Source organism: Endozoicomonas gorgoniicola, assembly GCF_025562715.2.
Taxonomy (GTDB): Bacteria; Pseudomonadota; Gammaproteobacteria; order Pseudomonadales; family Endozoicomonadaceae; genus Endozoicomonas_A; species Endozoicomonas_A gorgoniicola.
The window spans coordinates 1,810,229-1,825,443 of the sequence record NZ_JAPFCC010000001.1 but is presented as its reverse complement, the minus strand read 5'-3'; the positions used below and the strand labels follow the sequence as shown (position 1 = coordinate 1,825,443).

The window sequence follows — 15,215 nt, the reverse complement described above, 5'->3', positions numbered from 1 at the left end:
CGTAAATTCAGCAGGGGAATAAATTTCAGAAACATGAGGAAATTGCACTCAAAGGATAGTGCGTTTTATGTACAGTGAACTTTTCGAGGGAATGGGCGCAATACCCCCAGAAGATCATCATCCCTTCCTATACCACGCTTCAGGATATTTTCAGCCAAGCGTTTGCTGCCGAAGATAAGCGGCTTTCGACCATTATCGAGTCGATCCCATCATCGATCAGCGATGAGCTGGCTGCATTAATTCACCGGAAGGATGGCATTACCGCACTGAATATCATTCGCGCCGATCAGAAAGATTTCCAGTACACGGCGGTCAAAACAGAAATTGATAAAGCTCAGCGTATCGAGAAGCTGTACGTCTTCACCAAAGCGTTTATCCCTTCGCTGAATCTGGCAAAAAATGCCGTACGCTATTATGCCGATCTTGCCGAGCAATATGCAGCTTCTCGGCTACGGCGACTGAATAAGCCTCAGCAGATGCTGCACGCTTTATGCTTCATTTATCACCGCTATCAGCAGATCATGGATAACCTGATCATCAGCTTTTGTTACCGCATACGAACAATCATTGATGCAGGCAAAGTCTATGCATCAACGGAACAAATGGAACACAGTTCCAAAGTCGTCACGGACTTTCCAAAGCTGGCTAAATTCCTGAAATGGTTCCCTGCCCGGAGCTTGAACCTGACTCAGGAAGAACAGAATGCCATTGCTTATGGCATTCTTCCGAAAGAACAATTCTCTGTGCTGGCTAAATTTCTGGATGGAGAGTCCTTCGATAAAAAAGCTGCTCTCTGGGAGTATTACGGAAAATCCTCGCGGATATTCTCACTCTATCTCAGACCCATTTTCCTCACCGTTACGTTCGAGTACATCAAGAAAAACAGCCATATCAGTAGCTTAATGGATGTACTGAAATCACATTACGCGAGTGGCAAGAGTCCATCAGAGCTGGAAATTTGTGATGATCTGGGGCTAACAGTGCCGAAAAGCATGGTGCAATACCTGAAACAGAAACCCACGGATACGCACTTGGACCCGTATTTGTTTGAATTTTATGTGTACCAGAAGATCTATCATGAAATTGATAGGGGCAGGCTGTATTGCAATGACAGTGTGTCCTATTGTGATATCGATACTGACCTGATCGACGATTCTTTAGTAGACGACGCAGAAACAATTGCTGCGGAGTTTGGTTATCCAAAGATACCCATCTATTGTGATCAGCGTCTTGATGAGGCTCTTCAGGAACTCAATGACGCTTGGATACGTACGACAGACAATATTCAAGAGAATAAAAATCCAGGATTTAATATCCGGAAAACCCGGACAGGGCAACAACGCTGGAGCTTACTTTATGACAGCTCAGAGAAGCTGGATAATGCCTTTTTTAAGAGCCTGCCTAAAGCTGAAATAGCAAATATCGTAATGTTTGTTGGTGACCGGATCGGCATGTGGAATAGCTTTACCCACATGAAGGATCGCTACACCAAACGGAAAAACCCTTTACCACTGGTCATAAACGCTTGCTTGCTTTCAGAAGCCTTTGGATTTGGCGCTCTTAAAATGGCTGATATGTCGGATCTCGAATTGAGCCAGTTGCGGTCAATACGGGAGGACTTTGTTCGTGTTGATACCTTGTGTGCAGCTAATGATATTGTCAGCAACCATATTCACTCGCTGCCGATTTTCAAGCAGTGGAATCTCATGAGCGAAAAGGTACTGGCAGATGCAGACGGGCAAAAATTCACAACCACCGATAGCACTATTCAGTCTCGTTATTCCAAAAAATACCTGGGCAAAGGTCGAGGTATATCGCTTTACACCTTGCTCGCTAACCATGTTGCCGTAAACGCCAAGAATATTGGTCTGAATGAGTACGAAGGTCACTCCCTGTACGACATGATCTACAACAACAAAACCGATATTGATATCCATATGGTGACAGGTGACAACCACTCGCTGAACAAGCTTAATTTTATTGCACTGGACTCTATAGATGTAGATTACGTACCCAGTATTAAGAATGTACGTGAAGCGGCTGACGACCTGTATGCTGCCCAGCCACTGGATTACGACACAGGCATCCTAAAGCCAAGAGGAACTATCAATGTTGAAAGAATTCGCTCCCAACGGCGGGGTGTGATGCGAGTATTGCTGTCACTGATCATGCAGGAGAACACCCAGAGCAATATCATACGTAAACTCAATTCACATGCCCGATACGCCAGACTGAAAGCTGCGTTGTTTGAATACAATGCCATCTTCAAGAGCACACACATCCTGAACCTCATTGATGATATGGAACTCAGAAAGGCCATCCGGATCGCCAGAAACAGAACCGAAGCTTATCACCAGCTCCAGAGTAATATCAGAAAAACCTATAACGGTATTTTTCGGGGCAAACGAATTGTCGAAAACCGTGTTAGTGCCCATGCAGCCAGACTGGTTGCCAACTGTATCATTGCCTACAACAGCATGATTCTGAATTTTGTGTACGAAAAGTTAACTGACCTCCGGCATAGCCGGAGGCTTATCAGATTACGCCCTCTAAGGGCTTTTATTGCGCCCAAGGGCGCTTACCAGTCAAGATCATACTGATCTCTATTTCCATCATTCTTTTCTTGATCTCGGATATATGCCCGAACCACTTCTTCATCAAGTCCTACTGTTGAGACAAAGTAACCTCTTGCCCAAAAATGCTCTCCGTTAAAGTTACGCTGCTTGCCTTTGAAATTTTTCGCAATCTCTATTGCACACTTTCCTTTCAGATATCCAACGACATGAGATACCGGATATTTGGGTGGAATACTGATGCACATGTGAACATGATCAGACATCAAATGCCCTTCGAGAATTTTGCAGCCTTTCCTTCTGGCAAGCTCATGAAATATTTCTCCGAGAAACTTTCTCAAATTCCCATAGATTACCTTTCGTCTTCTCTTTGGGATAAAGACAATATGGTACTTACAATCCCAACGCGTATGAGCCAAACTCTTGTAGTCTCTCATTGGTTTTACCTTCAATTTTCTTGGTCGGAAACTGAAGGTTAGCTACTGTCGCTACGGTTAAACCTATGAGAGTCTCCCCGGCATAGCCGGGGGTTTATCAGTGTTAATTACTGGCAGCTAGCGCACCTCAAGAGATCATTGATAAGTTCACCCGGATTTCACCGATTGCCTGGACACACACTCTATTAACTGGTCGTTACAGTTTCATGAAAAGCAACGGTCAAATTGATGTAGAAGCGATGGCACAAATACTCGAAGACCATGTGAGACAGCACTTTTGGAGTGATGAGGGGGAAGGGCTGGATCAGGAAAATATGGTGCAGTCAGAGCTTGAAATCGTGCAGTAAAATTCTACTCGTCATTTTCGAGGGTTCTTCCACAGGACCCGGAGTTGAAGTCACTGATTTCTTCCCTGGGACTGTCGCAGGGCAATATGGCTTACTATGCATCCATCGTCCGGCACACCTCTGTTTATAAGGTTCGTCGGTATCCTCACTGGCAGGGACTCTTATATCTGGCCTGCTATCTGTATTTTCGTTACCGGGAAACTAATGACAAGCTGGTCACTTCATTCTGTTATCTGGTTCGTAAATACCGGGAAGCGTCGAAAGCCCACGCCCAGCAGAAAGTCGGAGAGGAGCTGGAGGCTGTCCGCGAGAAACTGAAATTTGCCGGAAATATTCTGCATTATTTTGTGGATGAAAACGTCAGTGACAATCTAACTTTCGGTGAAGTCCGCAAGCAGGCTTTTTCTCTGGTCTCCAAAGAAGAGCTGGGAGCGATCAGTAAACACCTGAATAAAAGTGATTTTGATCTGGCCGGATATCGTTGGGAGTATATTGATAAGCAGTCCAGAAAGGTGGCCAACACCCTGCGGAAATTATTCATCGCTATTGATGTGGAGTGTGATGCCAACCAGGTCATTCTGTCAGAACAGCTGGAACACTCCAGAACTGAGCTGGCAGAGAAGCGCAAACTCACCACTTTTAACCAGAGTTTCATCAAGAAAAGTGAGCGGCCATATCTGGTCGTTGACGGTGAGCTTCATGCAAAACGCTTTGAGTTTTACCTCTATTACCGAATCAGCAAACATCTGGATAGTGGCAAGGCATATATCACTGAAAGCGAGAAAAACAAACGGTTGGAGGATGACCTGATTCCAGTCAGGGATTGGAAAAACAACAAAGAATCCATCATTGCCAAGACCGGCCTGCATCGCCTTCTGACACCAGTCACTCAAACTCTGGATGAACTTGAGGGTCTACTCAATGAGCGCATGACTCAGGTAGGCGAAACCATCGCCAACGATACCAATGACTTTGTAAAGCTCCAGCCCCGCTCAAACCAGCTGGCATGGACTCTGGCAAACCGACGCTGGCGTGATGATATTGATAACCCCATTTACAGCCAGATAAAGCACATGGGGATTATCGAAATCATGAATTACGTTAACCGAAAAACCGGCTTCCTTGATGCATTTGAAGGAATTTCCACAAGGAAACGTAATACCAAAGCTGAGGAGGATGATCTGATTGCCTGTATTTTTGGTAATGGCACCAATTACGGGCTTCACCGGATCGCAGCAATTTCAGACCGCAGCGTAGGTGTTTTACGTGGGGTGAATGATGCGTTTGTCCGGCCTGAAACCATCAGCGCAGCTAATGACCTGATTTCCAATGGCATTGCCAGCCTTCCGGTATTCAAGCACTACACGATCAACGAATCAGCCCCTTTTGGTAGCATCGATGGGCAAAAATACGCCTGCCGTATCAATACCTTCAAGGCCCGATACTCCGCCAAGTATTTCCGAAAAGGCAAAGGTGTGTCTGCAATGACGTTGGTCTCTAACCATGTGCCGATTAATACTGCTGTCATTTCGCCAAATGAGTACGAGGGTCACTTTGCCTTTGACTTGCTCTATAACAACAGCAGCGACATCCAGCCCAAGTCGCTGGCAACGGACACCCACGGCATCAACAATGTCAATTTCGCTATTTTGGATATGTTCGGCTATCAGTTTTCTCCACGTTATGCGCGGTTCAAGCGAGCTTTCAATGATCAGTTTGAGGTAGTTGGTGGGAAGGGTGATTTGGAAATCAGGCTGAAAAAGCCTATAAACCGCAGGCTGATTGAGCAAGAATGGGATCAGATTCAGCATATTGTTTGCTCACTGAGCCGGAAAGCCACTCAGCAAAGTACGGTGATCAGAAAGCTTTCCAACAACAAGCGAAACAGCAGAACCCTGTCAGCCCTGCATGAGTATGACCGGCTGATTAAATGCCTCTACCTTCTTGATTACGTGGATAACAAAACCCTGAGACAGTTCGTGCAGCAGGCTCTAAACCGGGGTGAGGCTTATCATCAGCTGCGAAAAGCCATCGCTTCAGTTAATGGCAACCTGTTCCGGGGTGGCAATGACTATCAGATCGACCAATGGAATGACTGTGCCAGATTGATCGCCAACAGCATCATTTACTATAACTCGGCTCTACTGTCGGCACTGATTGAAAAATTCCAGAAAAACGGCAACCAAAGAGTCGTTGATATGATTGCCAGCTTCTCACCTGTGGCCTGGACTCATATACAGCTGGCAGGAAATTATGTCTTTGGCAATCGTGATGGTCTGTTGAACCTTTATAGTATGCTGGAGAGCGTTGACCCTCTGGCAAATTATGTATCTGAAGATCAAGATATTGCAGCTTAAGCCATTTTGTGATGCACATCTGTGTTTCTCCAACTTACAGGCACGAACAAGAACATGGTGTAAGATCGAGCGATTGGAATGAACCAATCACTCTTTCTTATGGTTGAAGGTACAGTAATTAATCGATGAAGATCAATAATAGGTCGCATAGACAGATTTACACAAACAACTTCTGAATTTCATGGTAAAGCATATAACATGCCAACCCCAGAATAACAATTGAAAAAAACCGATCTATGTAGCATGCGTATTTTTCAAAAAGTTTCCTGACAACAAACGTATTCAAAGATACTGCCAAAAATGAAAACCAAATAAAGGTCATAATAGTGAATATAAAACCAACTGCTGCATAGAGAATATTTTCCTCTCCAGGTCTTACGAAAGGTGAAATTACACTGACAAAGTAAACTAGAGCCTTAGGGTTTAGAAGATTTGTAAGGTAACCATCTCGAAAAGCTGTAAAATGGTTGGAGTAGTCTATTTGATTTACCCCGGAAAAATTACTACCTTGTGATTTTAGACCTGAAAGCCCCATATTGATCAACCAAACACACCCAATAACAACAATAACACTGTACAAAAAACCTGACTGACTTAAAATCAAAGATAAGCCAAAATAAGCTAGTAAAAGATGAGATGCAACACCTAAAGCAATACCTGCACAGCAAAAGAGTGTTCTTCTGAGTTTGCCTGCCAAGCTGGATCGTAGAACCACAATAAAATCAGGGCCAGGACTAGCTAAAGCTAAAAAGTGTATCCCAACCAAAATAACCAACTTATCCATAGAAATATCCTTATAGTTGTAGATTAAATTAATTTAGCTCCATAGAACTAATGGTGAATCATCTCCGCAGTAGCCTATAAAACATGAAATACTGAGGCGATCATCCGATGAGGGGGTAACTGCATGAACATTATTAGAATTGAATAAAATCAAATCTCCCGTATTGGGTTTAATGAGCAAATCAGCTTCAGGTATCAACGTTCTATCAAAAGCATAGGCAAAGTCAGTGCGGGAGTCCTTGAACCTGTAGAAATCTTCTTGAGTTGCAATCCAGTCCCAGATTTCAATCTCTCCACCGTATTCAGGAGTGGTCAGATAGACATTAAAAGCTATCTGCCTTTGTACTTTTGCGCTCAAGTCTGTTCCAGGAGCATCTCTTTGTATAATGTCCTGATGCGGTTCTGCTGATGATTCGGATGTGAAATATCTTGCCAGCCCTACAAACATTCTTCGCCCGTCGAGTGATGCAACTGTTGAACCTTTGGGCCACAAATCATCTAGCATTACTCGCAAAGCATCAATCGGACTAATGTAAGGAAAACAGCACTTCCGTAGATTCTCAATCCATTGGGACGAGTTCTGAAAATATTCATCATGAGAATCAGGGTTTGAAATAGTTTCATAGAATGCTTTCCCGATCCGGCCAATTTTTGGGGCATTTTCATAAAACCCAAGAGGCATTCTCTGATGTATCTTCTGGCTCAATGTTGCGCATGAAAACGGATCAAAAAACTCGGGAAGACGTAATAATAATGTGTTATTATTGAAGAGGTTTTTTAGTTGGACTGTTGTCAAACAATTTGCGACTTCTGTTTTCATTTTTATTGTGTTCATAATTAATCCATTTTTTTATTTTGGATTCCTCAATCCAGCATCGTTATCTTTCTGAATCTCCACCATATCATCGATGCGAAAGGTAACTTTGAATAATACAAACAAGCGTCTAGGCATGGCAAGTAACTGCTCATAATTCGTAGGCAATTTTCCAGGTCAGTAAGCTACAGCCCAATAAAATCAGGGGGTGCCCTCTGAAAAAGTGCATTTTTTTCTACACTTTTTGGAGCAGTTACCATGGCAGCTATTCTAGGGATTTTTTGTGCTTACTATGATGGATCCCATAAACTGGACAGGTAGCTAAGTTAAGTTTTCTGGCTGTAATATACCCTTTCAGGAGGGAGTCATGGCAGCAAAAAGAAAACGACACAAGCCTGAATTCAAGGCACAGGTAGCACTGGAAGCCTACAAGGGAAATAAAACCATAAATCAGCTGGCCAGCGAGCATGAAATCGCAGCCGTTCAGGTCAGCCAGTGGAAGCGGCAACTGCTCCAGGGGATTCCAGAGGTCTTGCCAAGAATCAGTCAGCACACCCACTAAATTTTTCAATGCAGATCGTCAATAGTAGTGTGATTTATGCACAGTGAACTTTTCGAGGGAATGGGCGCAATACCCCTTTTAAAAGGTGATCAATCAGCTGACGCCCGTAGCCTTAATCAGATTGCAACTCTTGCCGTTCGCAGAAACGACGAAATTCGTTTTGTTGCCTCAGGCCCTGAGGCTCAACAGGCTGTTGCGGCTTTTCAGAAACTGGCTGAAGAACATTTTGGCGAGGATATTCATAGCTGTTCAACCGAACTAAACGAAAACGACACTGAAAAAGCAGAATCCTTAGAAGGCGCTGTAACAGGACTGGCGGCTTCCGACGGCATAGCATTTGGACAGGTTATGCACTATCACTTCGGGATTCCAGAACTTCCTGAGCGTAAGAGTAAGGGGGAGAGTGTTGAGTGGCAAAACTTTACCGCAGCTCTGGATGCTACCATCATTGAGTTGCAGCAACTTTATCAAAAAAACCTTGATTCTGTTGGGTCTGAAGCCGCTTCAATATTTGATGCCCACTCAGTATTACTGGATGATCAAGAACTGCAGGAAAGTGTTCATCATTCTATATCTAACGGCCTCTGTGCTGAGCAGGCGTGGGTTAATGCAGTCAACACACTGGTTGAACTTTATCGCTCTTCAGAGGTTGAATATACCCGTCAGCGAGCGAGCGATATTATAGACATCGGTCGTCGCTTGTTAACTCATCTGCTAGAGCATGGACTTCCTGCTTTGGAGATTAACTCCCCTGTTATTCTGCTGGCGAACGATCTGGCTCCTTCTGACACCGTCAATCTCGATCCGGACAAAGTACTGGGTATTTGCCTGACCGGCGGTGGCAAAACATCTCATAGCGCTATTCTGGCTAGATTACTGGGAATTCCCAGCATTGTTAAAGCGGAAAATGGAATAAAGCAAACCTGTGACGGTCAGAAAGTTATTCTGGATGGCTTTAAGGGGCACCTCTGGATTGATGCCAGTGAAAAAAAACGGGCAGAACTTGAGCTAAAACGTAATAGTTGGCTCGGTCAGCTGACTGCAGACAATCAGTCTTCTCTTTAAGTAGCAGAAACCACTTCAGCTCACGAAAGTGGTAATAACTTGTTTGAAACGTGACCAGAATTTCAAGCTAAAGGCCGCAAACGTCTGATTCTCCCAATAATATGGACAAATCTGCCTCATAGCCACAGAAAAAGGATTGTTCATCTGGTTAATGCTCTAAACGCTGGAGTCCCTTACCTGGCGCTTGGAGGTAAGAAAATTCGTAGTAACGATAGCCTCGTTCGATTTCATGTAGGAAAAAATCACAGACTCCTGCTCAAATCCGAGAGCAATAAAAGTGAAATGACTTTGCTCAATCGACAGTCCTACGAGAAAAGGTTTAAGCGAAGGCGCAATGCTATGTCATAGCGTAATCTATCCATATTTACTGATATGAGAGAATTGAAAATGAGCAAAGATAATATCAAGCCAGAAGATAATGCAGCAAATATGCAAAATGCCAATAGAGGAAGCTCTGGTACTAATCGCCAGTATGATCAGAATCAGGGAAACAGAGGCAAGCAGCTAAACCCTAATCAAAAGAAAAAATAATCAACAATAGGGCGACAACCTTAACCCAGCTGCTGCCATAAGTAGCAGCTGGATCAAAAATATTGGACGTATCATGAAGTTATTGATGTGAGCCAATACTTTGCAGGTGCAAAGTCTGTATTGTGACACCTCTGTTTTTGAGGTGTTTATGAGCAAGGTTGACGGTCGCAAAATTTCCCACGAAGTGAGAGAAGCCATTCGCATGGAAGCTATTCAGAAATGGCTTGATGGTGCGACTGTAAAGAGCCTTGCTGAAGAGTATGGAACTGATGAATCCTGCATCTATCGGTGGACTGGAAGGTACCGCGATGGCGGGATGGAAGCCCTAAAAACTCGACCCATCGCCCAGAGCAAAAACGCTAAGCTCTCACCTGAGCAACGAGAGTCCCTGACCCAAATCATTCTGACCAAAGACCCAACCGCTTACGGATTTTATAAAACGCTCTGGTCGAGGGATATTCTAGCCTCAGTAATAAAAACAGAATTCGATGTAACCATGCACCCTGCAGCCGTTAGTAAGATGCTCAGGAGAATGGGATTAACTCCTCAGCGGCCGGTGCGAAAAGCCTGGCAGCAGAGCAAAAAAAAAAGTACAGGAGTATCTGGATATACGCTATCCGACCCTTCGCAAACTGGCTGAAGAAAAGAAAGCAATTATCTACTTTATTGATGAAGCCAGCATACGCTCTGACTATCACAGTGGCACAACCTGGAGCCGAAAAGGCTATACGCCGACTGTCACAAAGACAGGAGCCCGGTTTGGCATCAACATGATTTCTGCAGTGAGTGGTGAGGGACATATGCGCTACATGACCATTCCTGGTCGCTTCAACGCCGATGTTTTCATCAAGTTTCTGAAGCAAATTGTCAGTTCTCATGATCGTCCGGTTATGGTCGTAACAGATGGACACTCGGCACATAAAGCCAAGAAGGTGATGAAATATCTCAGCAAGGAAGAGCGGCTGTTGGGTATCCAGATACTGCCTCCGTATTCTCCGGAACTGAACCCCGTAGAACTCATTTGGAGTGTATTAAAGTCGGGCCGCATAGGTCGTATGGCGTTGAAAACCAAAGATCAGTTTCTCAGAGCGGTCAGTTCTGGTTTGAAATCCATACAGAGGAAGAAAAAGATGATTTTAGGGTTCTTCCGAGCTGAGAACACTGCCTATGCTTGCTTAGAAAAAGTTCATGCATAGGGTGTGCGCAGATCAATAAAAGAAAAAGTAGAGCAGTTGGTTGAGAAACTTGGAGTTGGCCTTCACGAGCGCGAAGAAATTGTCGCAGTTGCTCTGTTGGGCGCCTTGTCTGGGCAAAATACATTTCTGTATGGTCCCCCAGGTACTGCAAAAAGCCTGATATCCCGCCGTATTTCCTGTGCGTTTCAGGACAGTCAGTACTTCGAATACCTAATGAATCGGTTTAGTACACCGGAAGAAGTGTTTGGGCCTGTATCACTGAAGGCGTTGAAAGAGGACAAATACACTCGCAAGACGAATGGTTACTTGCCAACAGCTGACTTCGCATTTCTTGATGAGATATGGAAATCCAGTCCAGCTGTTCTGAACACCTTGCTGACCCTGACAAACGAACGCCTCTTTCGTAATGGAGATGAAACCCAGGAAGCCCCACTAAAAGCTCTCTTTGCTGCATCAAATGAGACGCCAGCGGAGGGGCAGGGTTTGGATGCACTGTATGACCGTTTCACCCTTCGCATGTTGGTTCCTCCGTTGCAGAGCCGAGAGAAATTCGAAAGCCTGATCAATGGTGAACCTGTCAGTGCGGAGATTGAAGTTCCTCAAGAGCTTAGAATTGACAATGCTACCTGGAAAGAAATCATCCAGGGCATTCATAGTGTCGAACTGTCTATAGAAACATTAACTATTATTTCCCTGATACGAATAGCACTGGGGGAAATGGAAGAGCCTGTTTATGTTTCAGATCGTCGCTGGCAGAAAGCGGCTATTGTTATGAAGGCGTCAGCTATGCTCTGTGGTCGTAAGCAGTCAAATCATTCAGATGCATTGTTACTCAGGCACTGTCTTTGGATTGAAGAGAGTAATCGTGAGACTATGATTAAAATTGTAGAAGATGCAGTGAAAGACTGCGGATTTAGTACTGATTTAGATATGGCTCGGCTCGACAAGGAAAAAGAAAAGCTGGATCAGGAAATACACAAAGAACTTTTTCATAGTCATGATGTATACGACACTAAAACTTTGGCCGGTAAAAAATACTTCCATGTGACGCGTGATATTGATAATCGGCGCAGTAATGGAGAAAAAATAGATTTTTATATTGGTGTTGAAAAAATGAAATCTATGAATAACTTTCATCCCGTAGATCGTAGCGGTAATGAAATGAGCAAAGTTACTTGTACTTTTGATGCTCAAGGTAGCTGTTCAATTAAGTATAAATACAATTACCATGGACATAACACGCTAAAGAATTATGTTCCAAAAGTTATATTCCACAAAGGTGACAAGAAAGATGATATTAATGGTAACTGCTCAAAATTGACTGGCAAATCAACCTCTACAGGTCAAAGAAAGTTATCCTGATCTTTCGTATATTTCACCGTATGCACCTGCCTGACTCACTATTCTCCAGTACAGACAATGAACAGTTGCGTTCATTCGTCAAAAACCTTCTCGACACGGTCGAGAAGCAATCTGTGCAAATTGAAAGGCAGCGCGTTCAGATCGAACAGCTGGTCGAAGAGAACGAACAGCTTCGAGCAGAAATTCGCCACCTGAAGAAGCACAAGGGCAAGCCTAAAATCAGGCCTAATGTCTCGGACAAGGGCGATGATCAGGAAGACAGCTCTTCTGCGGAAGACACTGATCAGGCTGCCGGGAAAAGTGACACTGATCGTCCGCCGAAAAGTAAACGACCACGATCACAAGAAGCCGGTGAAACCGCTGCACCACCAATGACTGTTGACCGAGAGGAAATCTGTTCAATCGCTGCTCCCGGTGAGAACTGGCGCTTCAAGTGCTATATCGACTTTTTCCATACTGAGCTGGACTTGCGTTTTGTCACTACTCGCTACAGGCGTGAGTATTACACAACTCCGGAAGGCGGGGTGTCAGCCCCGCTACCTGATCATGTGAAAGACCGTTTTGGCGACAACCTGAAAGCCCATCTGCTGGATTTTTATCATTCATGCAGTACGACACAGCCACTACTGCTATCTTGGCTGCACGACCATGGATGCTCAATATCAGAAGGTTCCCTGAGCAACATCCTGACGAAAGGCCATGATATTTTCCACCAGGAAAAAGAAGAATTGCTGGAAGCAGGGCTGACTTGCTCTGATTATCTCCAGGCCGACGACACAGGTGCTCGCCACCAAGGAAAAAACGGCTACTGCCTGTTTATCGGCAACCCTTATTTTTCCTACTTCCATAGCAGCGACAGTAAGAGCAGGATTAATTTCCTGGGCTGTCTGCAAGGGCAGCAGCGGCTTTATCTTCTCAACGACGTTGCCATTGACTACATGGAGAATCAGGTTGATGTGTCGAAGAAGTGGATCACTGCGCTATCCGAATGCGGCGAGAAGCGTTTCTCAACAGAAGAAGAGTGGGAGAGCTTCCTTAACAGCATTGGTTGTGCTGCCCCGCAACAAAGGCGCTGGGCGACAGAGGGTGTTTTAAAGGCCGCATTGATGCTCAATCATCGCCTTGAGAACCTGATTATCCATAGCGATGGAGCCCGGCAGTTTGATACAGCCTTTCAGCATTCGCTGTGTTGGTACCATGCGGGAAGAAACATGGACAAGCTGATACCGGCCAATGACCTGGAACGAGCCGCCCGTGACACCGTGCAGGATCAGTACTGGTGCCTCTACGACGACATTGAGGCCTACCAGAAAAAACCAACGGACAAGGAGAAACAGAAGCTCTACCAGGAGTTTGATCGTTGGGTAACACAGCGGGTTGACTACCCTGCCTTGCAGGCTGAGTTGGGCAAACTGATGGTTGTCAGGGAAGAGCTGTTATTGGTTCTTGAGTATCCGTGGCTGCCACTGCACAACAACCTGAGCGAGAGGCAGATCAGAGAGTATGTGAAACGGCGAAAGGTTGGCGGTGGTACCCGGAGTAAACTTGGGAGGAAATGCCGCGACACCTTTGCCAGTTTGAAAAAGACCTGTAAACAACACGGGGTGTCCTTTGCCAACTATCTCAGGGACAGGCTGACTGGAACCAATCTGATTCCGCAGCTGGGGCATCTCATCCTGAAGGCATCAGGCTATCAGGAAACGGTTCTTGCCAATGGAATATGAGCAGTTACTATTAATGAACGTCTTATAAAATCACTTATAAAAGCTGGTTTTGAATTTAAAAAATCACTAACTGATTCATTAAATAAAGTTCAAAAGAATAAAAAGCAGCATGAAAAAATGTTACATAGCCCGTTTGTACCAAAGACGGTACAATCGGTTGCTATAGAAGGCATTTCAAAGCAGATTGATGATCTCAATTTGAGAATTGCTGATTGTGATCGTTTAATTGATCTGTGTAAGTGAGGTTGTGGTGAAAACAAGCTTGCTTTCCCTAGAGAAATCACTTTCCGATAAGTAGTTATAAATTAGCTATCGAATATTTTTGACCGTCCGGTTACTAAAAATAGTTATTCCAATTCTACCGGCAGCGCTCAGTGTAGTGATTATACTCCAGCTATCACCAACAACACCTGCGTTACTGCTTCAACGAAAATGAAAACCGTTTTACCTATCACAGATGGGGCCATTAGAGAAACCCTGCAGATCGCCAGGAGTCATGGCCCAACACCCTATGTCAGAGAAAGAGCACACGCTGTACTGCTCAGCTCTCGTGGCTTTCCTATGGCTCAAATTGCCGATATCTTTGAGGTTCAGTACCAGACGGTATCACGCTGGCTTGATGACTGGGAGGATTATGGTATTCGAGGGCTATACAAAACACACGACGGAGGGAAGAAACCTATTTACAATTCTGAAGAAGAACTGCGCATTAAAGAACTGGTGGCTAAGGAACCCCGCCGTATATCATATGTCCAATCCAAAATCGAAGAGGAAACAGGCAAATCCGCATCAAAGACGACAATAGGTAGAATAATAAAAAAGCTGGGGATGGTTTACAAAAGACTCCGTAAATCATGCAAGCATAAAAGAGATGAGGAGCAGTTTCAGCGTAGTAAGGCAGCATTGAAAGATGCTCAAGAAGCTGAAGATAAAGGTTTAATTAATTTGTTCTATTTTGACGAGTCAGGGTTTAGTCAGGAGCCTTGCGTACCTTATGGCTGGCAGGAGAAAGGCAAACAGCTCCGTATACCTTCAGTAAAAAGTAAAAGAATCAATGTTCTGGGGTTTATGAACCGTTCCTGTGAACTGTTTTATTACCCTGTAATTGGATCAGTTGATAGCAAGACAGTCATTGATATTTTCGACTATTTTGCCTATCAGATGACAGCTCCAGAGTACGGAGGAGATGATCGTTACACTGTGGTCATTATTGATAATGCCAGCATTCACACCAGTAAAGCGTTCCGAGCAAGAATTGATGACTGGATTCTTGAGAAAAAAATGATTGTTTTATTTCTCCCCACATACTCTCCCGAGCTCAACCTGATTGAGATTCTATGGGATAAGGCTAAATATGAATGGATCGATATATTATCAATTGTGAATTTCAGAGGCTTTGAGAAAGAGGTAAAGCGAGTTTTTGATGGGGTCGGTCAGGAATATATGATTTCGTATGCATGACTA

At 44.4% G+C, this 15,215-nt stretch carries 15 protein-coding genes; 12 read left to right on the top strand and 3 right to left on the bottom strand.

Annotation, left to right across the window (positions count from 1 at the left end; all coding sequences use genetic code 11):
• The first annotated feature begins 74 nt into the window (after positions 1-74).
• A complete protein-coding gene (locus NX722_RS08315) occupies positions 75-2,600 on the top strand; it encodes a Tn3 family transposase (protein ID WP_262567596.1) in 2,526 nt (841 codons plus the stop codon).
• Here the strand turns inward: NX722_RS08315 and tnpA are convergent.
• Positions 2,579-3,010 carry an IS200/IS605 family transposase gene (gene tnpA, locus NX722_RS08310; protein WP_262563698.1) on the bottom strand — a complete coding sequence of 144 codons (432 nt, stop codon included), beginning with the start codon at positions 3,008-3,010 and terminating at the stop codon, positions 2,579-2,581. The two genes, NX722_RS08315 and tnpA, sit on opposite strands and share 22 nt — an antisense overlap.
• 206 nt (positions 3,011-3,216) lie before the next feature.
• Between tnpA and NX722_RS08305 the strand changes: the two genes are divergently transcribed.
• Together NX722_RS08305 and NX722_RS08300 are read left to right on the top strand one after the other, a co-directional pair.
• The gene (locus tag NX722_RS08305; protein ID WP_262567595.1) at positions 3,217-3,357 is read left to right on the top strand and encodes a hypothetical protein; all 141 of its coding nucleotides are present in this window, start codon (positions 3,217-3,219) and stop codon (positions 3,355-3,357) included.
• Between the two features lie 44 nt (positions 3,358-3,401).
• The gene (locus NX722_RS08300) at positions 3,402-5,714 is read left to right on the top strand and encodes a Tn3 family transposase (RefSeq protein ID WP_262567594.1); all 2,313 of its coding nucleotides are present in this window, start codon (positions 3,402-3,404) and stop codon (positions 5,712-5,714) included.
• A gap of 157 nt (positions 5,715-5,871) precedes the next feature.
• Here the strand turns inward: NX722_RS08300 and NX722_RS08295 are convergent, their stop codons facing one another.
• Positions 5,872-6,498, bottom strand: a complete 627-nt coding sequence (locus NX722_RS08295; RefSeq protein WP_262567593.1) for a LysE family translocator — start codon at positions 6,496-6,498, stop codon at positions 5,872-5,874.
• Positions 6,499-6,531: 33 nt separating this feature from the next.
• Positions 6,532-7,332: a 2OG-Fe(II) oxygenase gene (locus NX722_RS08290; RefSeq protein WP_262567592.1), complete on the bottom strand. Its 801-nt coding sequence runs from the start codon at positions 7,330-7,332 to the stop codon at positions 6,532-6,534.
• Between the two features lie 346 nt (positions 7,333-7,678).
• On the opposite strand from NX722_RS08290, the gene NX722_RS08285 reads away from it, so the two are divergent.
• The 9 genes from NX722_RS08285 to NX722_RS08250 all read left to right on the top strand — a co-directional run bounded on the left by NX722_RS08285 (position 7,679) and on the right by NX722_RS08250 (position 15,212).
• Positions 7,679-7,873 carry a transposase gene (locus tag NX722_RS08285; protein ID WP_407647970.1) on the top strand — a complete coding sequence of 65 codons (195 nt, stop codon included), beginning with the start codon at positions 7,679-7,681 and terminating at the stop codon, positions 7,871-7,873.
• 36 nt (positions 7,874-7,909) lie between these two features.
• Positions 7,910-8,938, top strand: a complete 1,029-nt coding sequence (locus NX722_RS08280) for a phosphoenolpyruvate-utilizing N-terminal domain-containing protein (RefSeq protein ID WP_262567591.1) — start codon at positions 7,910-7,912, stop codon at positions 8,936-8,938.
• Between the two features lie 84 nt (positions 8,939-9,022).
• A complete protein-coding gene (locus NX722_RS29070; RefSeq protein WP_456077475.1) occupies positions 9,023-9,286 on the top strand; it encodes a ParE family toxin-like protein in 264 nt (87 codons plus the stop codon).
• A 39-nt stretch (positions 9,287-9,325) separates the two neighbouring features.
• On the top strand, positions 9,326-9,469 hold the full coding sequence (locus NX722_RS08275) for an alpha-amylase (RefSeq protein ID WP_262567590.1): 144 nt from the start codon (positions 9,326-9,328) through the stop codon (positions 9,467-9,469).
• A gap of 148 nt (positions 9,470-9,617) precedes the next feature.
• The gene (locus tag NX722_RS08270; protein WP_262567589.1) at positions 9,618-10,109 is read left to right on the top strand and encodes a helix-turn-helix domain-containing protein; all 492 of its coding nucleotides are present in this window, start codon (positions 9,618-9,620) and stop codon (positions 10,107-10,109) included.
• A complete protein-coding gene (locus tag NX722_RS08265) occupies positions 10,072-10,665 on the top strand; it encodes an IS630 family transposase (protein ID WP_322740969.1) in 594 nt (197 codons plus the stop codon). The genes NX722_RS08270 and NX722_RS08265 overlap by 38 nt, the downstream gene beginning before the upstream one ends.
• A gap of 3 nt (positions 10,666-10,668) precedes the next feature.
• A complete protein-coding gene (locus NX722_RS08260; RefSeq protein WP_262567588.1) occupies positions 10,669-12,027 on the top strand; it encodes an AAA family ATPase in 1,359 nt (452 codons plus the stop codon).
• 20 nt (positions 12,028-12,047) lie between these two features.
• Complete coding sequence (locus NX722_RS08255) at positions 12,048-13,751, top strand: IS66 family transposase (RefSeq protein ID WP_262567587.1); 1,704 nt, start codon at positions 12,048-12,050, stop codon at positions 13,749-13,751.
• A 432-nt stretch (positions 13,752-14,183) separates the two neighbouring features.
• Positions 14,184-15,212 (top strand): IS630 family transposase, encoded by a 1,029-nt coding sequence (locus NX722_RS08250; protein WP_262563789.1) that lies wholly within the window; start codon positions 14,184-14,186, stop codon positions 15,210-15,212.
• Positions 15,213-15,215 lie beyond the last annotated feature (3 nt).